Consider the following 21851-nt stretch of genomic DNA (forward strand, 5'->3'; position numbering starts at 1 on the left):
CACGGACACTGGAGAACAGACGCACATGAAGTACCGCCCCTTGGGAAGCACCACGGTCAGCGCGATCGGCTTGGGCGCCATGCCCCTGTCCATCGAGAACCGCCCGGACGAGAAACGGTCCGTCGCAACCGTCCATGCCGCCCTCGACGCCGATATCACGCTCATCGACACCGCCGACAGCTACCACTGGCACGCCGACGAACGCGGCCACAACGAACTCCTCATCGCCCGCGCCCTGGCCCGCTACGGTGGCGACACCTCCAACGTCCTCGTAGCCACCAAGGGGGGCCGTGGCCGCCCTGGCGACGGCAGCTGGACCGTCACCGGCTCCCCCGCTCATCTCAAGCACGCCGCCGAGGCCTCCCTCAAGCGCCTGGGGGTGGAAGCCATCGGTCTGTACCAGCTACACAAACCCGACCCCGACGTGCCCTGGGCGGAATCGGTCGGCGCGCTGCGCGAACTACTCGACGCCGGCACCATCCGCGCCGCTGGGATCTCCAATGTGACCACCGACCAGATCCGTGAAGCCCACGCCATCCTCGGCGACGCGCTCGTCTCCGTGCAGAACCAGTACTCCCCCGCCATTCGGGACACCGAGCCCGAACTGGAGCTGAGCACCCGACTCGGCCTCGCCTTCCTCCCCTGGAGCCCGCTGGGCGGCATCTCGCGCAGCTCCCTGGACGGCCCGTCCGGCCCAGCCTCTGCAGGCACCACCTTCCATCGCATCGCGGCCGAGCGTGGCGTCAGCCCGCAGCAGATCGCCCTGGCCTGGCTGCTGGCCCGCTCCCCGATGGTCATCCCGGTACCGGGAGCCAGCCGTCCGGCTTCGATCCAGGACTCGGCCAAGGCCACAGAGGTCGAGCTCGAGGCGGCGGAACTGGCAGAGCTGGAGGCCGTACTGCCGAACTGAGAGGCTGACGCCTTTCTGACGGGTTTTTGACGTGCTCCCTGGCCTACTGAGGTTTTCGATAGTTCTGTGATTGTTGGGGGTGAATCGATAGTCCGGTGTGGGTGAGGAAGGACCAGGAGGAGTTACTCGTTGGAGCAGATGCGGTGGATGCCGCGTTCGGCGGCGTCGGCGACATCGGCGAGGTGGTCACCGGCGAGGTTGGCCAGCCGCTCGTACCCGCTGTGGACGCGTCCTGACCAGCTACCGCAGCTCGGACACTCCGCCCCCGGCGCCCGCCCCCGGGCATGCACCCCGTACCGACCGGCCGAGCGGCCTGATCAGGTCCACGCTCAGCAGCGCGAACTGGGGGAACAAGACGGCCAGAAGATCAGCGACAGACACCCGTCATGATCGGCAACTTTCAAGATCCACGGGCGGCTGTCGCGGAACTCACGCCAGAGCCGGTATCAGAACTGTCCGAATACCTGCTGCATCAAGACTCCCGGGACGGCCGGTCCACGGCATGGACAGCCCAGTCGTTGGCTGATGCTTTGTGCTCGACCGGGAAATCCATACGACCGCTGTCGGCAGGCGGTGCGAGACTCAGCCTCATGAAGCCCAATGACCCTAAAGACGACCTGCACCGCTACCTCAAGGCAGCCCGCGAAGCCGTCGTCTGGAAGCTGGACGGACTATCCGAGTATGACGCCCGTCGCCCCCTGACACCGACTGGCACCAACCTGCTCGGCCTGGCCAAGCACCTTGCCAGCGTCGAGTTCGGATACTTCGGCCCGACCTTCGGCCGCCCGCACAACGAATCTCTCCCCTGGCACGAGGAGGAGGCCGAGCCCAACTCGGACATGTGGGCAACCGCCGACGAGTCGCGCGAGGATATTCTCAGCCTCTACCACCGCGCCTGGGCGCACGCGGATGCGACGATCGAGGCGCTACCACTCGATGCGGCAGGCCATGTCGCGTGGTGGGGCGACAACGGCGATGTGACGCTTCAGCGGATCATGCTGCATATGACGGCCGAGACGAACCGACACGCTGGCCACGCCGACATTGCCCGCGAGCTCATCGACGGCAAGGTCGGTCTACGAGAGACCAACAGCAACATGGCCGGCGACGAAGCGTGGTACCAGGAGTACTGGAACAGGCTGGAGGCGTCTGCCAAGCAGGCCCAGGCCAAGCTGAGCTGAACTCGTTCGGGGAGGTGAGGCTCGCCTTGGCAGCTCGCGTTGGTCTCTACCTCCCCAACCCATCGCATGGTGGTGTCACCCGTCCTACACGCCGATGACGAAAGGCGATATCTCAAGACGGCGCAATCCCCGCCTGTCGCCGATCGTCGCGGCTTGCGACGGCGGCCGCATAGGCACCCCAGTCACCGGCGGCGGCCTACTGCCATTTGACGACGACGGTGATATCGATGCCGAAGGTGCGGGCGAAGATCGCGGTCAGCAGTTCGATGACGAGCTGGAACCGGCCGGTCGAGCAGGCTTCCACGAGCCAGATGCTGCAGCCACTGCCCGCCCGCAGCGGCCGCGCCTTCCGCGCAGCCGCCCATCAGCAGGCCACCCTGCCCCGCCTCGCCGTCCACCTGGACGCCGCGTTCCGCTAGGACACCAGCCAGTGGCGGCCACAGGCAGAGCAGGACACCAGCGAGGACTTCGCCACTGCCATCCTGCTCGACATCCCCGACCACGATCCGGTCGTCCACCTCATCGATTGCGGCCACCCGCCGCCGCTACTTCTGCGCGGGAATCACATCACCCCACTCGTGCCCGAGGCGAGCCACCTTCCGATCGGACTCGGCGGTCCCTTCGGTATTGCCGCCTACGACGTCCAGAGGCTCCCGTTCCAAGTCGGCGACGCCGTAGTCGTCGTCCGACGCCTGGCAGTCTGATCCCTGGCCACCGGAAAGCTCCTGCCGCACCGTCGCCGAAAGGGCGAGGAGTTGCCCACCTGGAAAGTCGCGCACAAAGGGCCCCGGAGCAAGATCGGCCCATGCGCCCTCCTCCCATCGGGAAGGAGCTTGCAGGCGAAGCCGTCACACGCGCTGGCGGTCTTCTCTGGCCGACTGCCAGGTGACCTTCAGTTGTGCCCGAAGGCCGGTCACCCGGAGGACTGGCCGGAGCCCGTCAAGCGGGCGCGGTTCTCCGCGAGGACGTCCTGCACCTTGCGTTCGACCTCCGCCGGGTCGACGCCCAGGGCGCGGCCCATGTGGATCGACCACACCTCAGAACGCACATTGGTCTCGAAGTCGAGATCGGCGCGGATGTTCTCGCGAGCGGCCTGGCGGTTCTGGCTCACCATGACGAAGGTAGAGAGGAAGATCGCCTCCAGGCTGACGATCATCGTGAGCAGCCCGAAGGGAAACGGATCCCAGACAGCCCCCTGACCGAACACGCCTTCGTTGCACACGATCCAGACCGTGAACCACGCCGCGTGGAGGTAGACGAACTGCATGGTGCCGGCGAAGGCGGTGATCGCGTCCGCGATCCGGTCCTCGGTCCCACGCATCCGCGCGAGCACGTCTTGCTCGTGCCGCAGCCGCACAGCCAGGCTGCCCGGCCCCCTCGGACGGCCCTGACCACCGGGGCCGCTCGCCGCACCGTCCATGCCCACTCCCGACCACCGTCCATGTGCACCGGCCGACAGCGTAGGGGCCGGCGGGTGCGAACGTCGCGACGACCGTCCCTGGACACTTTCGAATACTTCGCATGGTCGAAAGGCACCGGGTCGGCGGAGGACGGCGGTGTTCAGGCTGTGAGTCCTTCGATGGCGACGGGGAGGTGGCGCGGGCCGCGCAGGACCGCGTTGGCGCGGTAGGGCGGCGGGTCCTCGAGGAGCCGGGAGAACTTGACCCGGCGGAACAGTTCTGGCACCGCGGCATGGAGTTCGATGCGGGCGAGGGGTGCGCCGAAGCAGTAGTGGATGCCGGTGTAGAAGCCCAGGTGCTCGTTGTCCTTGCGGTCGGGATCGAACCGGTCGGGGTCCTCGAAGCGTTGGGGGTCGCGGTTGGCCGCTGCCAGCATGAGCCAGACCGGCGAGCCCTTGGGGATGGTGGTGCCGGCGACGTCGATGTCGGCCAGGGCGGTGGTCCACGGGACGAACTGGACCGGGGGCTCGTAGCGCAGTACCTCCTCGATGAGCGGGACGGCCAGGTCCGGGTCCTTCTGGAACCGGTCGAGGATGTCGGGGTGGCGCAGCAGGGTGAGGGTCGTGTTGGTGATGGCGTTGACGGTGGTCTCGTGGCCGGCGACCAGGAGCAGCACGGCGGTGGCCTCCAGGTCTGCCGGTGCCATTTCGGGGGCGAGCGCGCTGAGGATCCCGGGGCCGGGGTGGCGGCGTTTGGCCTCGATCAGGTCGGACAGGTAGACGCCCAGGTCCCGGCGTGCCCGCTGGCCCTTCTCCTGGGCGCTGTCGTCGCCGGGCCGGGGATCGAGTGACGAGGCCAGGGCGTCGGCCCAGGCGTGGAAGCGCGGTTCGTCCTCGCGTGGCACACCGAGGACCTTGCAGATAGCGGTGACGGGGAGGGGGTAGGAGAAGTCCTCGACGATGTCGACCTGGTCCTTGCCCTCGAAGGCGTCGAGCAGCTCGGTGACGACCTTGGCCAGCTCTCCGCGGAGGCCGTCGAGGAATCGGGGGCTGTGCGGGGGGCCGAACGGCCGGTTGACGGTGTCGCGCAGCCGGTCGTGCAGGGGTGGATCGGTGAAGATGAAGCTGGGCGGCAGGCCGCTCTCCGGGGGCGGTTGCCCGGGGCGGGTGGCGCCGGACGGACGGTTGCTCGTGTCGTTGCTCAGCCGCGGGTCGTTGGCCAGGCTGCGCACCTCGTAGTAGGTGCTGACCAGGTAGGAGCCGTCGTCCTCCCGCCTGACCGGTTGCTTGCGCAGTTCCGCGTAGAGCGGGTACGGATCGGCCCGATTGGCGTAGTCGGTGATCTGCGCGACGATGCTGCCGGACGTCATGGTGACTCCTGAGGGCTCCGGGCGGTACAGGGCCGGTGATCAGGCATGTGCCGGAACGAACGAGACACGCCGCTCGCTCGGCGAGTAGCCCGTCAGCGTGACCGTGGCCCCGTGGGTGGGCAGATGGGGGTTGGGGAAGGCCGGGTCGATCGGCTGCAGTGTCTCGGTCCGGCGGTCGACTGTGCGGTAGTCCGGCGGGAACGGCGCGCCGGACGCGATCTGGTGCTCGTAGAACCCCATCCACTTGGCTCCGTCGAATGCGGCCGCCGCGATGACGCGGCCCCGGTAGCCGTACACCGTAACGAACCGATCCTCGTCGAGCGTCCCCTGGGCGACGACCAGCTGGTCGCCCAGCGAGGGAACACCCACCGACTTGATGTTGACACCGAACTGGGTGGACCAGAACATCGGCAGCCACAGGTGCGGGCGGCGGTCCGGACCCGCGCAGATCATGTTGTGGGCGGCGATCCCGGCCTGTTCGACCGCGTTGCCCCAGTGCTCCAGCGCCAGGAACTGGTAGTCGAACAGCGGGTGGGGGCTGCGGGCGACGTCACCGGCGGCGTAGATGTCGTCGGTGACGATGCCGTTGACGTCGAACACCCGGCACCCGGCGTCGCACGCCACCCCCCGGGGTCCCGCGGCGACCCCCGAGCCGGCGAGCCATTCCGTGTTGCGCAGGGCACCGAGCGAGACGACCGCCACCTCCACGTCGATCGCCGAGCCGTCGGACAGATGGGCTTGTCTCAGCCGTCCCACGTCGTCGCCCTCGAGGGCGACGACGCTGACGCCGCAGCGCAGGTCGACTCCGTGCTTCCGCTGCAGCCGGTCCGCGACCGCGCCGATCACTCCGCCGAGCGCGCCCGCCAGCGGTGCCGGGCCGCGTTCAGCGACCGTGACCTGAAGCCCCAGCTCCCGGCAGGCGGAGGCGACCTCGGAGCCAGTGAAGCCGGCGCCGATCACCAGCACCCGCGACACGCCACCGGTCAGCTTCCGGCGCAGGCGTGCGGAGTCGTCGCGCGTCCGCAGCACGAACACCCCGTCCAGCGCGGCCTCTTCCGGGTGGAACCAGGGCCGCGCCCTGGTCCCGGTGGCGATCAGCAGGCGATCGTAGGGGACGGTATCGCCGTTCGTCAGGCGTACCTGTTTGGCGCCCCTGTCGAGGCTCTCGGCGGCGACGCCCAGCCGCCATTCGGCGTCGATGTGGCGCCGCCTCGGTAGAGCGGTGTCCTCGGGCCGTGCCCTCCCGAGCAGTGCCTGCTTCGACAGCGGCGGACGGTCGTAGGGCTCGTACGGCTCGTCGCCGATCATGGTCAGGGATCCGGTGAAGCCCTGCTCGCGCAGGGTCTCCGCCGCGCGCAGACCGGCCAGCGAGGCACCGACCACGACAATGCGGCCCTGGCGCCGCAGCACCTCGACGTCAGTGTCGGCCGACATGGGGCTCGACCCGCACCGTCGGCTCGTCGGAGTAGTCGACGAGGATGGCCTGGACCGGGCAGGCGGCAGCTGCCTGCTCCACCCGGTCACGCTGTGCCTCGTCGAAGCGAGGGGAGAACAGCAGTGCTTCCTCGCCGTGGAGCGAGAAGACGTCCGGGGCGAGAAAGACGCACTGTGCGAATCCCTGGCACCGGTTGAGATCGACGACAAGCCTCATCTGGATCACGCTCTCTGCCGGGCCGCGGTCACCGTCGGCTCCGCAGTCCTTGCGCTCGGCTCACAGGATTGGTGGCATGCCTCATCTTCAGGATCGCCCCCTCTAAGGCCGACCTGCAAGGCGAGGGGTCCAGGGCGAGCCTCGGCCGGTCAACCGCCCGGTGCCCGCTCATTGTGACCGGGGCGCCGCGTGAGTGAGTGGCTCCGTTACCGGGACGACGTCACGGCAGCAGATCTGAGAGACCTCCGCAGCAACGGCCTCCTCTGGGAGTGTCACCCCATGCTTGGAGCAGAGACGACGAGCACACCTTGCGCGAACCCAGGCGTACGACGCCGCCACCCCGCTCGGCGACCTGCACACCCGCGCCCCACCAGTCCGCGGACCGACCCCGTGCTCGTCCCGCGCGGATCCGAACTGGATCCCCTGCGGATGACACCGCAGCTCAACAAGCCCGCCGTCGCATAGCATCACTCTGCGCACCGTCGTACCGACGCCCGAGTCGACTAAAGGCTGTCCCGCAAAGATCAGTTTGCGTATCCGGATGTGGCCACCGTGCTTGGCGTATCAGGGTCGGTTGGACAGCGGGGTGCCCCCGTTGCTCGACCACGACGTTCGACCTGCCACGAACTCACCAGGGCCTGGGGAGCTTCGCCCCGGACTCGCGGCCTGTCAGGCAACAGGACCGCCCGCGTTGCTGATCAGCCGCTGGAGCACCTTTACCGTGGTGACGTAATCCTTGTCGTCGATGCCCTCGTGGAGGGCGGCGCGGATCGCGGGGGCGTTGCGCGCGAGGTCGACGCGGGCCTGTTCTCCCCGCCCGGTGAGCCACAGCCGGTCCTCGGCATCGCGGGTCAGCCAGCCGCGCTCCAGGAGCACTTCGGCCTCCACCGCCAGGTCGTCTTCGGGCCGGATGTAGGAGGCCATAGCCTCCCGCAGCTCGGGCAGGCTCATCCCCCTCGCCGTCGGGCGAGATGTCGTTCACCGACAGGTTGCGCAGCAGCCAGAATTGGGGCTGGGTGTAGCCCTTTTCGGCCTGCTGGGCCCGGGTGTACGCGATGAGCGCCTCGTAGGCGACACCGGTCCAGTACGCGGCGGGCTGTCCGGCGAGTTCGACGTCGGAGATCTGCTGGGTCGTCATGAGATATTCCCTCCGGGCACTTCATTGTGGAGCCCGCATATCGTGCGGGTCATGCGGAGACCGTATGACCTCAAGTGCGGTTGAGGGCAAGCAGGTGATCTTCACAACGACCGTCGGCACGGCAACGAGGCACTCTGCCTCTGGTCCTCATGGGGTTACTGGAGGTCTTCCCGTAACGCATGGTCGCAGGCGCGATGATCTTGCGATGGCTGGCGTGATCACGGCATCGGAACCGTTCTGGACAGCCCCATTTGCCGGGCTGAGTCCGCACCGCTTCGGCAAGTTGGTGACTGCCGTGCGCCGCCAGAGCGTGGCCGACGGACATCGTGGCCGGCCGTGGAGCCTGTCGCTGGAGGACCGGGTCCTGCTGGTCGTTGTGTACTGGCGCACGAACTTGACGATGCGCCAACTCGCTCCGTTGTTTGGGGACTCCAAGTCGGCGGCCGACCGGATCATCAACCGTCTCGGCCCGCGTCTCGCGCTCCAACCGCGTCAGCGGTTCGCGAAGGACGCCGTACTCATTGTGGACGGCACCCTGGTGCCCACCCGTGACCGCACGATCGCCGAGCAGTCGAAGAACTACCGCTACTCCACGGCCCACCAGGTCGTCATCGACGCCGACACCCGCCTGGTCGTCGTGGTCGGCCGGCCCTTGCCGGGCAACCGGCACGACTCCCGCGGCTGGGAGGAGTCCGGCGCCAAGGACGCCGTCGGCCAGACGATGACCATCGCGGACGGCGGCTATCAAGGCACCGGCCTGGTCATCCCGCACCGCCGGACCAAGGGCCAGGATCTCCCGGCCTGGAAGGAGGAACACAACCGCTCCCACAAACGAGTGCGCGCCCGTGTCGAGCACACCTTCGCCCGCATGAAGAGCTGGAAGATCCTGCGCGACTGCCGTCTCAAGGGCGACGGCGTCCACCATGCCATGCTCGGCATCGCCCGCCTACACAACCTCAACCTCACTGGATGAGAGGCGAGTTCGCACCGCAGCCGTCCGTATCGACGCCAACACTAAGATCACTTACGGGACAGCCTTTAGTATCGACATGTCAATTACCGCCAGGGAAATCCTGCCCCCAAGCACGCCTTTCGGCATCCCAGAACCATTCGCTAACAACACCCCCTTGGACGCCATTAACATTCCACCGCGCATTTCTCCATGAGATTCTAGGGGTCGGATTCGATTCAACGTTCGGCAGTAGGGAGTTTTCCAGCTCCATCAACTGCTCGAATGCTTCTATAGGCATCTCCGTGGTTACAACAATGAGCCAGTTGCGCCCAGTTCGGAGCTCGACGGATAAAGGCCCATCCGGCCGGGAAGACGCAAGACGGAGGAAGCGCCGAACAAGCGCTCGCGCTGACACGTCTATAGCGTCTCCCACCTTTCCGCCCAAATTCGAGGCCACCGCCTGCACGAATGGACCAGCAGCCAACGCCGCCGCAACGGCGTAGAACCCATCAATGGAGTCCGTTGGGGTAGACGAAGACCCTCCGGCTGATCCAATTTGCGCATCACGCCTGCCCGAATAGAGATCATCTGAATCGGCACTCACTGCGACTCCCCCCTCTGTCCTGATCGGAAGATCCGGACAATGCGCAATACAGACAGGACGATAGGGGGAAGTGTCATGCCAGTCCACCCCGGGCTGGTCGAGGATCTTTCCGCAGGCGTCCGGGACCGGATCGCCGAGAGCACCCCCAACACAAGGGCCGTCGACCGCCTCACGCACGAGACCGTCGACCGCGTGGAGCAGACCCACCGGGGGATTCTCCGCGGCATCGAGGACGGGTACCGGCAGGTTGTCGCCGAGATCGCCGGAACACCGCTGCTTGGCATCGACACCCGCAGGCAGGCAACACAGGCCGCCATGGCGCGCTTCGCCGACCGCGGCCTGAAGACCTTCGTGGACCGGGCCGGCCGGTCGTGGTCCATGACGTCGTACGCCGAGATGGACGTGCGTACCGCCGTGGGGCGGGCCGCAGTCGCGGCGCACGGCGACCGGCTACGCGCCGCCGGCCTCGACCTGGTCATCGTCTCCAACGCCCCGCACGAGTGCCCTCTGCGGAAGCCCTTCGAGGGCAAGGTGTTGTCCCTCGAAGGGGCCGACGGCGCCCGGACGGTCGAGGCCGAGCACGCGACCAAGGACGGCCGCACGATCGAGGTACAGATCGCGGGCAGCGTCGACGAGGCGCGGCGCACTGGACTTCAACACCCCAATTGCCGACACTCCCTGTCGGCCTACCTGCCGGGAGTGACCCGGGCGCCGGTCGAGCACTCCACGGACCCGGACGGCTACGCCGCATCGCAGCGGCAACGCGCCATCCGAACGCGGCATCCCGCGCAGGACGGTGGCAGCCTCCGGCCCGTTCCACCCCTGGACACCGATCCGGCCAAGGCCGCGCCGTTCGATGCACACCCACGTGTGCCGGTCGGTCCCGGCCCCGACCGACCGGCGCTTGCGTACCAGCGGCTGCCGGTCGAGGACCGTCTGCAACGACCGCTCCACGCGCCCCAGAAATTCGTCCACCGGCTCCTGGCGGAGATCGGCCGGGCGCGGCCCAGACAGCGTCATAGCCGGACAGTAGCAACTGCGTGCCCGCGCGGTCGACGTCGCCTCCTACATGGCCTGTGCGCTCCTGCTCGGCAGCATCCGCACCCCCGAACCATCCTCCGACCGGTCCACGCGGAAAGGCTCGCTGCGCACCGAGATCGCGGAGGGCCTGAAGTACGTGGTGCGGCACCCCACGATCCGGTGGATTCGCACCATAGACCCACCCACTGACATTGACCCAGGACCGCTCGCCCAGACCTTCAAGTCTGCTAAATGAGAACTGGCCCCATTGGGGGCATCAGCGCAGGTCAAGAAGGGTCGTCCCCGCACCTGCGGGGGTAGCTCCAGTCATTCGATGTGGATGCGGATCCGTTGATCGTCGTCCCCGCACCTGCGGGGTAGCTCGCCACACGATCTCGACTTCGACACGGTCGGTCTGGCGGGCGCGAGGGAGAGGAGGGCTGTAAGAGCGTCCGCCAGTAGGTTAGGTGTTGGGGAGGCCATAGCAGTGCAGGCACGGTCGCCCGATCATGGAGTTCTCTACGCTTCGTGATCACCGGAGGATCCGTTCCTGCCATCCCATCATGCATTCTCGACTCGGTCCGCGACCATTTCCTCGCCCTGCTGCCCGTACATGAGGACCGTCATCCGTGGGGCTGCCACAACCCGCGCATCAGCGACGCCGTGGTCTTTGACCGGCTGGTCCAGGTCCTGGTCTTCGGCTGCGGGTACGAGCGCGCGGCCGACAGCGCCTGCTCCGCCACCACTCTGCGGCGCCGCCGCGACGAGTGAATCGCCGCTGGAGTGATGGAGACGCTGAGACTGCTCGTTCTCGCCGCCTACGACCGCATGATCGGCCTCGAACTCGACCAGCTGTCCGCCGACGGCTGTATCAGCAAGGCGCCCTCCGGCGGAGATTGCGCGGGCAAGAGCCCCGTCGACCGGGCCAAACAAGGCATCAAGCGCTCGCAGTTAACAGATAGGCAGGGAATACCTCTGGTCACCAATCCCGCACCGGCCAACACCCGCGACCACACCCTGCTGCCCGCCACCCTTGACCGCTTCGCCGGCCTTCAAGCGTCCCTGGGACCACTGCCCGAGCACCTGCGGCTGAGCCCGGACGCCGGATTCGACTACAGCATGGTCCACCAGGACCTGACGGCGAGAGGGATCAACGGCCAGATCGCCAAGCAAGGCGCGAAGACTCCCATCCAGGCCGACGGGCGCTGGGTGGTAGAGCGCACGAACTCGTGGATGAACAACTTCGGCAAGCTCCGCCGCTGCACCGAGCGACGAAAAGCTCCGGTCGAGTTCTTTATCGCTCTGGCCAGCACCATCATCACCGTCCGCTGCCTCATCCGACGCGCCTGGCCCCTCTACCGCTGGGACACCCGCCCCAGAAACCCCCGCATCCGGTGACCTACAGCCGGGGCCCATCGAGTCGCTCGAAGATATTCATCGCGCCTGCGCTCTGACCAGAGGATCCTTTCCGGCAGCGAAGGCCACCAACTGTGCAACGTTCTCCCGCACCGTTTCCAGGGAGTCCGTGCCCTCATCGCCGGACCACCGCTCCCACAAGCCGCCCGGCGCGAGCAACGGCTGTGCATAGCTGGTGCCGAGCACACCGTCGAGATACAGAAGCGTCCCCATGGCATGGCGCTGGCATTGCCAGTCGTCGCTCTCGTCCACGGGACATGGAAGAAGCAGGGCCTGGTCCAGGTAACGGCGCAACAGGCCCGCATCCTGGTCTGTGCCGAGTCGGGCCAGAGCGGTGCAGTAATCCCAGCCATATCCGCATGGGGCATCGCCCAGCAGCTCCTGGGCAATCCGGTCGCGCAGGTCGGCGCGACGGCCGACCGCAATGAGCCACGAGGCGGCCAAATGCTCGCGCCAGCCGCTGTCCAGAAGCGTCGTCAGGTCTCCCGTGGTGGCCCTGCGCGCGGACCAGCGCAGCCGGTACTGGAAGAGCCACTGTCGGGATCGCGGCCAGGCCAGCACCCCGCCGCGAAGGTGCAGGTAGCGTCCGCCCAGGCCGACGTAACGCCGGATCAACCGGGCCTGGTAACGGTCCTCGCGGCTGCCGATCCTGCCGCGCATGAAGCTCGCCGTGTAATTCCACAGCCCCGACAGATCTACCCGGACCATCCAGGCCGCCGCCCACAGTCGCGACCCTGGGGACCGCCCAAGCTTTTCCCTCAAGGAACCCCCATACCGCTTACCGACCATCACAGCGCCCCTCCCCGCTCTACAACCCCGCCCATTGACCAATCATCGCGGATACTGGGCGCGGCCCGGTCCTCCCAGCATGATGCTCAAGCCCCTACTGGCGGAGCCTCTAACTGAGGTCATCCTGATGTGCGATTCACGGGTTGCAGCGGCATCCACCCGCGAGTGCAATGTGTGGCTCGTGGACGTGTGCCACAGCCGTCTGCTGGTTGACCGTAGCCGGCAGGACTGAGGGATCGTTTGCGTGTGGGAAGGCGTCCCTGGCTGTCTCCTCGCCGCGCAGGCCACGCTCTCCGATGTGTGGGGGTGCGGCTTCTGCTGGTCGAGGGCTACCGGTCGCTGGTCCTACAGAAGCAGTGCTTTGAGCGCTAGGCCGGGGGGAGTTGCTTGAACGTATGGGTGCGGTGCCACTGGTAGTACGGTTCGCGCTGAGGGTTCCACCACGTGACCGTGCGGTCGGCAAGCCGTTGCTGTATGAGGGCGCCGACCTCGGGTATGGCTTGCGCGAGGGGGCTGATCTGTATGGCTCCGCCTTCGGCGACTGTTATGTATCCGTGTTCGTACAGCGAGTCGCATCCGAAGGTGCAGGCAAGCATGGCGATATTGGCGAGGTCACGCTTCTCGCTGTCAGTGCACATCGCCCGCTTTTTAATGTGCGCTCCTATCAGGAACGTGCCGGGCAGCTCGCGACCGCAGAGGGCGCACTCTCCCGTGCTGCCGGGCAGAAGGCGCCGCTTGAGGGCTGCCTGCTCCCCTCGCTGGGCACGGTGGGCCTTGCGCTCAAGCTCACCGTCGAAGGCGGCGATCGCCTTCTCCTCCTGCTCAGGATCCACGGCCAGGGTGGCTGCTGGAGAAGGGTCGAGGGTGAGGTAAGTCTGCAGGGCCTCACTTTCATCCTCATTGAGGACGGAGATCCCCATGACGTTCCGCTGAGGGTTCCAGCTCAGGAGCTCGCGGATCTCGCTGATGGGGATGTCGAAGCCTCGGGTGCCGGACAGGGCGTACATGTACTCCCAGGTGCTGCCTCCAGCATCAGTGCCCCACAGCTCCTCGGCCAGGGGCTGGCTGCGCCACATCAGCGCGATGGTGCCGCCGAAGTAGAGCTTCTTGTCGCCGGAGAAGAACACCCAGTCGCCAGGGCTCATCTTCTTGATGCGGGAGACATTAACGTTCTGCTTGCCCGGGACTACGCCCCACATCTGTGCCTTGCCGGATGGGAACAGCTCCTTGAGCTGGTCGACGACCGCAGGCTCGAGGTGATGGGCGTGGTGCTCGAAGTCGACCGGGCTTGTGATGGTGTCTTCGTAGTGCTTGTTGACGACCTTCTCGGATCGCCGTGCCGGCTGCATCACGATGCGCATCGGATGAGTCAACCCCCCAGTTTTGGTGAACTTACGCCCGACTTCGACCACTCTCAACCGGATACTTGCAGGCGCTGACCTCAATCTTCTCAAGTGGGGCCCGTCGCAGGTCAACACCGGGGACGTCGGGCAGCCTCGGAAGAGGCTCGAGGACATACGCCATCCCCTCTCGAACACGCCCTGCAGGGCTGTCATCGGCGGCCCTGGAGTAGGCCAGGGGGCCGGGATGGTGGCCCGTGGCAAAGCCGACTGTCGCTTTGACGGCGGATGGCTCCACCATGAGGGCACGGGGACACGTACGGCTGATCCTTGCGGACACTGAAATGGGGCGGCGTCGAGGTGGCCGTTGCAGATCCGCAAGGTCTCGCCCAGGCGCCAGTCGTAGGCGTTGGGGGAGATACGGGCGGGGTCGAAGGGGTCGATGAGGATCTCGCCGGCGTGGACGGCGGCGGCGATGGCCGCGGCGGTGAGAATCACGACGCCACCACCGGCATGGGAGCCGGCGGGCGGGGGTCCTGCCAGGCACGGGAGGGCTGCGGCCCCTGGCTGCCCTGGTACTTGCCCGCGTAGAGGTCGACGGGGCCGGTGGCCATGAAGAACATGATCTGCCCGATCTCCATGCCGGCGTACACGCGCAGGGGCCGGACAGGGGTGAGCTGGAGGGTCCATTGGCCGTGGAAGCCGATGTCGCCGATGGGAGCGGTGATCTCGACGAACAGGCCGAGCCGACCCACCGAGGACCGGCCGAACAGCAGCGCACGAACCGGTCGGAACCGACCTGCTCGAAGGTGTGCCCGAGGTAGAGCTCCCCGGGCTCGAGCACCAGGCGTCGTCGCCGATCGTCACGGTGGTGGTGGGGTTGGGCCGGTGTGCGTCGATCACCGGCGAGGTGTAGAGGGCCAGGTGGGTGCCGAGGCGGACGTTGCAGCTGTTGGGGTTGACCTGTTCGGGGTCGAAGGGGTCGATCTGCAGCCGCCCGTCGCACGCGGCGGCGGTGATCTCGGGGCCGGTCAGGATCATCGCGGGAACCTTCCTTCACTGGTAGGCGCATCGGTCAGGACGTGACGGATGGCCTGGCCGAGGAACAGCCCGGCCCGGCGGGCCGGGCCGCCGAGGAGGCTGGCGGCGAGGAAGTCGGTGGTCACAACGCCGCGCACGCCGTCCGGCAGCGGGTCGGGGGCGGTGGCCAGCGGGCCCACACGTCTGCTGAGGTCGGCGAGCAGGCGGGTGGGGGTGTCCCGGTGGGTGTCGGGGATGCGGGCGTGGACAAGCTGGTTGGCGAACGGTTCCAGTGCCAGCAGGTCACCGAAGGCGCGCAGGGCGTCCTGCCCGCGTTCGAGGAGGCCGTTCCGACGACCCTCGCCCACGCGCGGCTCTTGATGCCGCATGGGGGGGAGGCGACCTACGGCGGTGTCCGGCGCCAGCATGGCAAGGGGCAGGGATGCGATCAGATGCGCGAACCCTGCAATACCCCGAAAGAGTGGGCCACCTCGAGCGAGTGATTCGAAAACACCGGCACGCCATCGGAGGTCAAGCACACCTTGAGGCGCACACCATCGCCGAACATTTGTTCCAGCCTTCGCCCGGGCGTACCCGTGACGAGCTCGTGATCAGCAGCGTTGTTCCGGACGTCCGCCTCGACAACTCCTTCACGGAGGCCCCGTGAACCCCGTACTCGAAACCGCCTCGCCGCGCGCCACATTCGAACTTCCCCTCACCAGCGGTCAGCCGGGGGCGGCGAGGGAGGTTGACGGATTCTTCGCCCGTGCATTCGATGCGTCACGGCGGGCACCAAGACGGCGGGCGCGACTGCCGGTCCTCCATGACTCCGGTGGCCGCGCCCGCCGCGATCGGCCGGTGAACGCCCCCGTGTCATGTCAATGCATCTGCGTGGCCGCCAGGCCGCGCCCGCCGAAGGAGAGGGAAGTCCGTGTCGTTCCTGCCGAACATCGTTGGCGCGCACCTGTTGTTCGAGCGAAGAGGTCATGTCCTCTTGGGGCTTCGTCCACCGGATGCCCTGCTCGCAGCGAATGTCTGGCATGTTCCGGCGGGGCATGTGGAGCGGGAGAGCGTGCGGGCCTGCGCGGTGCGGGAGGCCGGCGAGGAGCTCGGCGTCATCGTCGATGAACCCGACCTCGAGCTCGTGCACACCGTGCACCTGCTCGACGCCGACGCCGACGCCGAGGACACCGTGCCGCGGTTGCAGCTGTTCTTCCGTGCTCACCGGTGGCGAGGTGAGCCGCGGGTGATGGAGCCGGACCGGTGCGTGGAGTGGCGGTGGTGGCCGTTGCACGCGCTACCTGATCCGACCGTGGAGTACACCGTCGCGGCGCTGGAGGGGATAGCGAGCGGCTGGTCGTACACGGCCATGGGCTGGCCCGCTGTTCCCGGCGCGATCGGCGGCCGTCCGCCCCGGGGCAGGTGAGGCCCCTGGCGCAGACCGGCACCTGGCTCGACCGCTTCGACGACTTTCGCTGGAGGCTGCTGTGTCCCATCCCCTGTCCCCCAGTACCCCGGCCTCGGCCGTGGTCCAAGTGGCCGCCGCACAAGCGCAGCAGGCCATGGTGCGCCGCTTGGAAGAACAGGGGGACTTAACCGACCCCCTACTGCGTGAGGCCCTGTTGCGCGTGCGGCGCGAGGTGCTGCTGCCGCGCGCCTACGTCCGGCGCGACGCCGGGCATCCCGAACCGATGGAGCTCCAACTGCTCGACGGCGCGGACCCGGAGGACCGCGAGGAATGGCTCGAGGTCATCTACGGCGGCGCCTCCGTGCTGGCGCAGCGTAACGGGGAGGCGCTCGAGGAACAGGCGCGCGGGCGGGTGAGGGGCGGGCGGATCACGTCGGCGGCGAGCGTGGTGTCGATGACCGTGCGGATGCTGCACGACCTGGAGCTGCGTCCTGGCCTTTCGTATCTGGAGCTGGGGGCGGGTCCGGGGTACTCCGCGGCCGTGGCCTCCTATGTTCTCGGTGCCGGCCGCGTCACGGCCGTCGAGCGCGACGCGCACATGGCGGCCGCGGCCGCGCGCCGGCTCGCCACGCTCGGCCTGGAGGTGGACGTCGTGGCCGGGGACGGGCTCGACGGCCACCGGGAGCGGGCGCCCTTCGAGCGGATCGCGTTCGCTTTCTCGGTTCCGTACCTGCCGCAGAGGGTCGTGGGGCAGCTCGCCGGGGGCGGGCTGATGCTCACGCATCTGACTGCCGATTCCCCCAGCTGGCCCGCTCTGATCAGCGTGCGCAAGCCCGGCGGCCGTCTGGAGGCGACGGTGCGCGGGTCGTTGCTGGGGCATGTGCCGGTGCACGGCTACGAGTGGGTGTCGTTGCACCGGCACAAGCACCGCATCGGTGCCGAGCCTGGCCGTCACCGCGCTGGAGCCGTGCCTCCGCCGCCGGATGCGGCGCGCGGCTTATGGCTCGCGCTGGCCCACCTGGTTCCGGGGCTGGTCCGGGACTTCTCGGCGGAGCGCCTGGCGCTGGTCGCGCCACGGGAGGATTCCTGGGCTGTCGTCGGCCCGGACGGGGATGTCGAGGAGACGGGTTCGCGGCCGGTGTGGGACGAGGTGTGCGCGGTGTGGGAGCGCTGGGAGCGCGCTGGGCGGCCGGAGGCCTACCGGCTGGAGCTGGCCGCTGATGGCCGGCAATACGTCTCCTCCGGTCAGGGCGCGGCCGCCCTTGTGTGGGAGCTGCCGGCACCGGCTGGGGCGGTCGATGAACGCGAGGGGGAGCGTCGGTGAGTGTCGAGGACAGCAACGGGTCGAAGAGCCACCCTGGGTCGCAGGTGCCGGGCCCCCGCCAGGCTGTGCGGTTGCCGCTGCCTCCGGCGCGGGCTGCGGCGGCGCCGGAGGGCGAGGAGGTCGGCGACGAGCTGAAGAACGCGTACTGGATGCAGTGGGAGGGGGAGGCCGCCCGGACCAGTGTGTGGCGGATTCTGGGCCGGCTGCCGGGGATCAGCCGCAGGGTGCTCGCTCTGGCTTATCGGGCCGATGCGCGGGCCGCGGTCCTGGTCGTGGTGTTCCAGATCGTCTCGTCGCTGATGAGCGCCTTCGGGCTGCTGGCCTCGGTGCGCGTGCTCTCGGCCCTCTTCTCCCAGGGCGCGACCTCCGAGCGCATCCACCATGCTCTTCCCTCGCTCGCGCTGGTCGCCGGCCTGATGGCGGCGCAGGGCCTGCTCGACTTCGGTGTCGCGCGCGGGCAGGCGGCGCTGACTCCGAAGGTCCGGCGTGCGGTGGAGCAGGAGTTCTTGCGGCTGAGCTGCCATGTGCGGTTGGAGGCGGTGGACGACGCCGCGTTCGCTGACGAGGCGAACAAGGCCAACGACCGGGGCCTGTACTACATGCGCCAGTCCGTGCCGCAGATGGTCCAGCTCGCGCATGCCGTACTCGGCCTGACCGGGGCCGCCAGCGTCCTGGCCGTCCTGCACCCGCTGCTGCTCCCCCTTCTGCTGCTCTCCGTCGTCCCACAGGGGTACGCGGCGGTGCGCTCGGCGCGGGCGCAGTTCCTTTCCCACAGCCGGTACAGCACCCTCCAACGTCGTATCCGTCTGTTCACCTGGCTCCTCCTCGACCGTGACTCCGCGGCGGAGGTGCGCGCCTCCACCGCGCAGCAGGCGTTGCTGGAGGAGCATGAGCGCTTCGCCCGGAGGATCGAGGCGGAGGATGCGCGGCTGGGGCGGCAGGAGGCGAACGTCGCGCTGTGGGGACGTGCGGTGGGTGGTCTGGCGGTCGGTGCCACGTATGCGGTGCTGGGGTGGATGACAGCATCGGGGTGGCTGCCGCTGGCGGCGGGAGGTGGCGCGTTCCTGGCGATCCGCTCCAGCCGGGGCACGCTGGTGAGTGTCGTGCTGGCCATGCACCAGATCTACGAGCACGCCTTGTGGATCGATGACCTGGAGCGGCACCTGGAGCGCTGCCGCGACCTGCAGCCGCACCGTACGGGGCGACGTCTTGCCGACGGGGTGAAGACCATCAGCGTCACCGACGTCCACTACACCTATCCCGAGGCCGGCCGGGACGCGCTTCGGGGCGTGTCGATGACGCTGGCTGCGGGCTCGACGGTGGCGTTCGTCGGGGCGAACGGGTCCGGCAAGTCGACGATGGCCAAGCTCCTGGCCGGGCTGTACACACCAAGTAAGGGCAGCATCTGCTGGGACGGTGTGGAGGTGCGGGAGGTCGACGCCGAGAGCATCCAGTCCCAGGTCGCCATGGTTCTACAGGACCCGGTCGCGTGGCCGCTGTCGGCCTTGGCGAATGTCACGATCGGTGCGGGGAGCATCACCGAGGCCGATCCGCAGCGGGCTCTGGCGGCCGTGACGGAGTCGGGTGCGGACCGCGTCATCGTCGGCCTGACCCAGCAGTGGGCCACCCCGCTGTCCAAGCGCTTCAAGAACGGACAAGAACTCTCCGGCGGGAACTGGTCCAAGGTGGCCGTGGCCCGGGGCCTGTACCAAGATGCCGCCGTGCTGCTGTTGGATGAGCCGACAGCCAGCATGGACGCCCGCGCCGAGCACGCCGTCTACGAGGCTGTCCTGCACGGCGGCTACGGTGAGCGCCGCCGGGACCGGATCACCATCCTGATCTCCCACCGCCTGAGCAGCGTCACCAGTTGCGACATGATCTACGTTTTCCGCGACGGACGCATCATCGAATCCGGCACCCACCAGGACCTGATGAACCACACCACCGCCGACGGCCAACCCGGGGAATACCGCGAGATGTTCACCCTTCAGGCCTCCGCCTACCAGGCAGCGGGCTCGCCAGGAGAGGGGGCTGGGTGACGGCCGTCCCGTCCACGGCCGTGGGCGGGTGGCGGTCCCGCGCCAGCGCCGCTTCGGCTCCCTGGCGCGAACGCGACTACCGGACCTTCCTGACCGCGCGGGTGCTGTCCGCGGCCGGGGCGGCCATCGCGCCGGTCGCCCTGGCATTCGCCGCCCTGGACGTCGGCGGCACGGCGGCCGCGCTGGGCTGGATCCTGGCGGCCGGGTGCCTGCCGCAGCTCCTGGTCGCGCTGATCGGCGGCATCGCCATCGACCGCTATCCGCGCGCCCGGATCCTGCCGGCCGGGAACCTTGCCCTCGCGGCCTTGCAAACCGCCGCCGCCGTGCTGCTCCTGACCGGATACGCCAAAGTCCCCGCCCTCGCCGGGCTGTCTGCGGCGAGCGGTACGGTCACCGCGTTCCTCGACCCGGCCACGAAGAAGACCCTGCCCTCCCTGGTGGCGCCCGCTCTGCTGCAGCAGGCGAACGCGCTCGCGCAGACGGCGTTTAACGGCATCAAGATTCTCGTCCCCGTCATCGGTGGGCCGCTCGTCGCCTACGCCGGGCCGGGCTACGCGGTGGCGTTCGACGCGGTGACGTTCTCCGTCGCCGCCGTGCTCCTGGCCCGGCTGCCGGAAACCGGGACGGCCCAGGCTGAACAATCCACGGCGTGGGCGCAGTTCCAGGACGGCTGGCGGGAGTTCCGCGCACGCGGGTAGCTGATGCTGTGGTCGTTCCAGGGCTGCGTCACCGTGCCGTTGTGGCTGGTCGGCTATGTCCTCCTCGGCCCCGCCTACGCCAGGGCCTATCTGGGCGGGGCGGCCGGGTATGGGCTGATGGCGGCTGCATGGACGGGCGGACTGGTGCTCGGCGCCGTGGCCTGCATGGTGTGGTCCCCGCGCCGGCTCTACCCGGTCGCCGCCGCCGTCTCAGCAGCCATGGCCCTGCCCATGGCTGCTATGGCCGCCACCGCACCCCTGTCCGTCCTGCTCACCGCGATCGTCATTGCCGGCGCCGCTCTGAACATCTCGGCCGTCTCGTTCAACACGCTACTCCCCCGCGTCATCGAGCAGCACAGCCTCGGCCGCGTCCTGTCCCTGAACACAGCCGTCCAGTTGGTCTTCCTGCCGCCCGCCTACCTCCTGGCCGGTCAGGCCGCGACCCGGTTCGGGCTGACCACCACGTTCACCGGTATCGCCGTGGTCCTGCTGCTGTGCGCCGTGCTGCCCCCGTGCCGCGCGGACTTCCGCGCGCTCACCCTCGACTCCCACTCGCCATCACCCAAGGAGATCCCCGTGCCCCATCCCTCGTTGCCGCCCGGCACCACGACGCCGACTCTTGCCGCCGGGGAGGAAGCGTGAAGACTACGCCCGATGTGCGGGTGGGTAGCCGTAACAGCCCCATGGCCCGGTGGCAGACCGACTGGTGTGTCGAGCTGCTGTCCAAGGCCCGCCCCGACACTCGCTTCGAGATCACCACGATGGCCTCGCACGGCGACCGCTACCAAGGCCCCTTGTCGCGCATCGGCGGGAAGGGCGCCTTCGTCAAGGCCCTCGATCGCGCCCTGTTGGACGGGGAGGTGGACGTCACGGTCTCGTGCGTGAAGGACCTGCCCAGCCCTCACGACCGGCAGCCGGGCGTGAGCATCGGCGCGGTCCTCGAGCGCGGTGACGTCCGCGACGCCCTCGTCCTCCCCGCCGGCCGGCCGCCCCTGCCGCTCGCCGAGCTGCCGCGCGGTGCCCGGGTCGGCACGAGCGCCCCGCGCCGCATCGCCCAGCTCCGCCAGCGCCACCCGTACCTGGAGCCGGTGCTCGTCCGCGGCAACGCCGACACCCGCATCGCACGCCTGGACGACGGCAGCCGCGGACTCGACGCACTGCTGGTCGCCTACGCCGGGCTGCACCGCCTCGGCCAGGCCCACCGCGCCACGGAGATCCTCGACCCGGTGCTGTGGCTCCCGGCCTCGGGCGCCGGCATGGTCGTCGCCGAGTACCGCACCGGCGACACGGCGATCCGCGACCTCCTCACAGCCATCACGCACCCGGCCACGGCCACCGCGCTCGCCGCAGAACGGGCCACCCTGGCAACGCTGCACGGCAACTGTACGACTGCGGCCTCCGTCCACGCCACCCTCACCAGCACCACCATCACCGTTGACGCCGCCGTGTTCGCCCCGGACGGCCACACTGCCGTACGCACCCACACCAGCGGACCACTCCAGCAGCCCGAGGAGGTCGGCCGCCGCGCCGGCGAGCAGCTCCTGCGCGACGGCGCGGCCGCGCTCCTGCACGCCCTCCCCCACACCCCCTAA

General features: G+C 68.6%; 17 protein-coding genes and 5 pseudogenes. 12 read left to right on the plus strand and 10 right to left on the minus strand.

All coding sequences use genetic code 11. From position 1 onward, the window contains the following. Positions 1–25 precede the first annotated feature (25 nt). From RM609_RS29125 to RM609_RS29135, 3 genes and pseudogenes are all read left to right on the plus strand, one after another. Positions 26–910: an aldo/keto reductase gene (locus tag RM609_RS29125; protein WP_311614714.1), complete on the plus strand. Its 885-nt coding sequence runs from the start codon at positions 26–28 to the stop codon at positions 908–910. Positions 911–1500: 590 nt separating this feature from the next. Continuing rightward, positions 1501–2091, plus strand: coding sequence for a DinB family protein (locus RM609_RS29130; RefSeq protein WP_311614716.1), 591 nt, complete (start codon positions 1501–1503; stop codon positions 2089–2091). Positions 2092–2552: 461 nt separating this feature from the next. Beyond that, positions 2553–2795: pseudogene (locus RM609_RS29135) on the plus strand (SpoIIE family protein phosphatase); the annotation flags it as partial. A 209-nt stretch (positions 2796–3004) separates the two neighbouring features. Here the strand turns inward: RM609_RS29135 and RM609_RS29140 are convergent. The 5 genes and pseudogenes from RM609_RS29140 to RM609_RS29160 form a co-directional block, all read right to left on the minus strand. Continuing rightward, the gene (locus tag RM609_RS29140) at positions 3005–3511 is read right to left on the minus strand and encodes a DUF1003 domain-containing protein (protein ID WP_311614718.1); all 507 of its coding nucleotides are present in this window, start codon (positions 3509–3511) and stop codon (positions 3005–3007) included. Positions 3512–3651: 140 nt separating this feature from the next. Further along, positions 3652–4860, minus strand: a complete 1209-nt coding sequence (locus tag RM609_RS29145) for a cytochrome P450 (RefSeq protein ID WP_311614720.1) — start codon at positions 4858–4860, stop codon at positions 3652–3654. A gap of 39 nt (positions 4861–4899) precedes the next feature. Next, positions 4900–6294 (minus strand): NAD(P)/FAD-dependent oxidoreductase, encoded by a 1395-nt coding sequence (locus RM609_RS29150; protein WP_311614722.1) that lies wholly within the window; start codon positions 6292–6294, stop codon positions 4900–4902. After that, positions 6278–6511: a ferredoxin gene (locus RM609_RS29155; RefSeq protein ID WP_311614724.1), complete on the minus strand. Its 234-nt coding sequence runs from the start codon at positions 6509–6511 to the stop codon at positions 6278–6280. Before RM609_RS29155 ends, RM609_RS29150 begins: the two co-directional genes overlap by 17 nt. A gap of 669 nt (positions 6512–7180) precedes the next feature. Next, positions 7181–7649: pseudogene (locus tag RM609_RS29160) on the minus strand (winged helix DNA-binding protein). 205 nt (positions 7650–7854) lie between these two features. On the opposite strand from RM609_RS29160, the gene RM609_RS29165 reads away from it, so the two are divergent. The 3 genes and pseudogenes from RM609_RS29165 to RM609_RS29180 all read left to right on the plus strand — a co-directional run bounded on the left by RM609_RS29165 (position 7855) and on the right by RM609_RS29180 (position 11623). Continuing rightward, a complete protein-coding gene (locus RM609_RS29165; protein WP_311614726.1) occupies positions 7855–8622 on the plus strand; it encodes a transposase in 768 nt (255 codons plus the stop codon). A 658-nt stretch (positions 8623–9280) separates the two neighbouring features. Beyond that, positions 9281–10435, plus strand: a complete 1155-nt coding sequence (locus RM609_RS34655; protein WP_438828563.1) for a phage minor capsid protein — start codon at positions 9281–9283, stop codon at positions 10433–10435. Between the two features lie 321 nt (positions 10436–10756). Continuing rightward, positions 10757–11623 (plus strand): annotated as a pseudogene (locus tag RM609_RS29180) (transposase). A gap of 36 nt (positions 11624–11659) precedes the next feature. Here the strand turns inward: RM609_RS29180 and RM609_RS29185 are convergent. The 5 genes and pseudogenes from RM609_RS29185 to RM609_RS29205 all read right to left on the minus strand — a co-directional run bounded on the left by RM609_RS29185 (position 11660) and on the right by RM609_RS29205 (position 15158). Further along, positions 11660–12301: a DUF6000 family protein gene (locus RM609_RS29185; RefSeq protein WP_311614729.1), complete on the minus strand. Its 642-nt coding sequence runs from the start codon at positions 12299–12301 to the stop codon at positions 11660–11662. A gap of 497 nt (positions 12302–12798) precedes the next feature. Next, positions 12799–13791, minus strand: coding sequence for a hypothetical protein (locus RM609_RS29190; protein ID WP_311614831.1), 993 nt, complete (start codon positions 13789–13791; stop codon positions 12799–12801). A 327-nt stretch (positions 13792–14118) separates the two neighbouring features. Continuing rightward, a pseudogene (locus tag RM609_RS29195) lies at positions 14119–14268 on the minus strand (dCTP deaminase domain-containing protein); the annotation flags it as partial. After that, a pseudogene (gene dcd, locus RM609_RS29200) lies at positions 14265–14811 on the minus strand (dCTP deaminase). The pseudogenes RM609_RS29195 and dcd, both read right to left, overlap by 4 nt. Beyond that, complete coding sequence (locus RM609_RS29205; protein WP_311614731.1) at positions 14808–15158, minus strand: hypothetical protein; 351 nt, start codon at positions 15156–15158, stop codon at positions 14808–14810. Before RM609_RS29205 ends, dcd begins: the two are co-directional and overlap by 4 nt. A gap of 563 nt (positions 15159–15721) precedes the next feature. Here RM609_RS29205 and RM609_RS29210 point away from each other — a divergent pair. From RM609_RS29210 to hemC, 6 genes are all read left to right on the plus strand, one after another. Beyond that, positions 15722–16216, plus strand: a complete 495-nt coding sequence (locus tag RM609_RS29210; protein ID WP_311614733.1) for an NUDIX hydrolase — start codon at positions 15722–15724, stop codon at positions 16214–16216. A gap of 148 nt (positions 16217–16364) precedes the next feature. Further along, positions 16365–17522, plus strand: a complete 1158-nt coding sequence (locus tag RM609_RS29215; protein WP_438828564.1) for a protein-L-isoaspartate O-methyltransferase family protein — start codon at positions 16365–16367, stop codon at positions 17520–17522. After that, a complete protein-coding gene (locus RM609_RS29220) occupies positions 17519–19561 on the plus strand; it encodes an ABC transporter ATP-binding protein (protein ID WP_311614735.1) in 2043 nt (680 codons plus the stop codon). Before RM609_RS29215 ends, RM609_RS29220 begins: the two co-directional genes overlap by 4 nt. After that, entirely contained in the window at positions 19558–20259 is a 702-nt protein-coding gene (locus tag RM609_RS29225) for an MFS transporter (protein WP_311614736.1), read from the plus strand. Before RM609_RS29220 ends, RM609_RS29225 begins: the two co-directional genes overlap by 4 nt. Before the next feature lie 3 nt (positions 20260–20262). Further along, positions 20263–20901: an MFS transporter gene (locus RM609_RS29230; protein ID WP_311614737.1), complete on the plus strand. Its 639-nt coding sequence runs from the start codon at positions 20263–20265 to the stop codon at positions 20899–20901. Further along, complete coding sequence (gene hemC / locus RM609_RS29235; RefSeq protein WP_311614739.1) at positions 20898–21851, plus strand: hydroxymethylbilane synthase; 954 nt, start codon at positions 20898–20900, stop codon at positions 21849–21851. The genes RM609_RS29230 and hemC overlap by 4 nt, the downstream gene beginning before the upstream one ends.

Origin of the sequence: Streptomyces hesseae (assembly GCF_031845785.1) — a bacterium.
Taxonomy (GTDB): Bacteria; Actinomycetota; Actinomycetes; order Streptomycetales; family Streptomycetaceae; genus Streptomyces; species Streptomyces hesseae.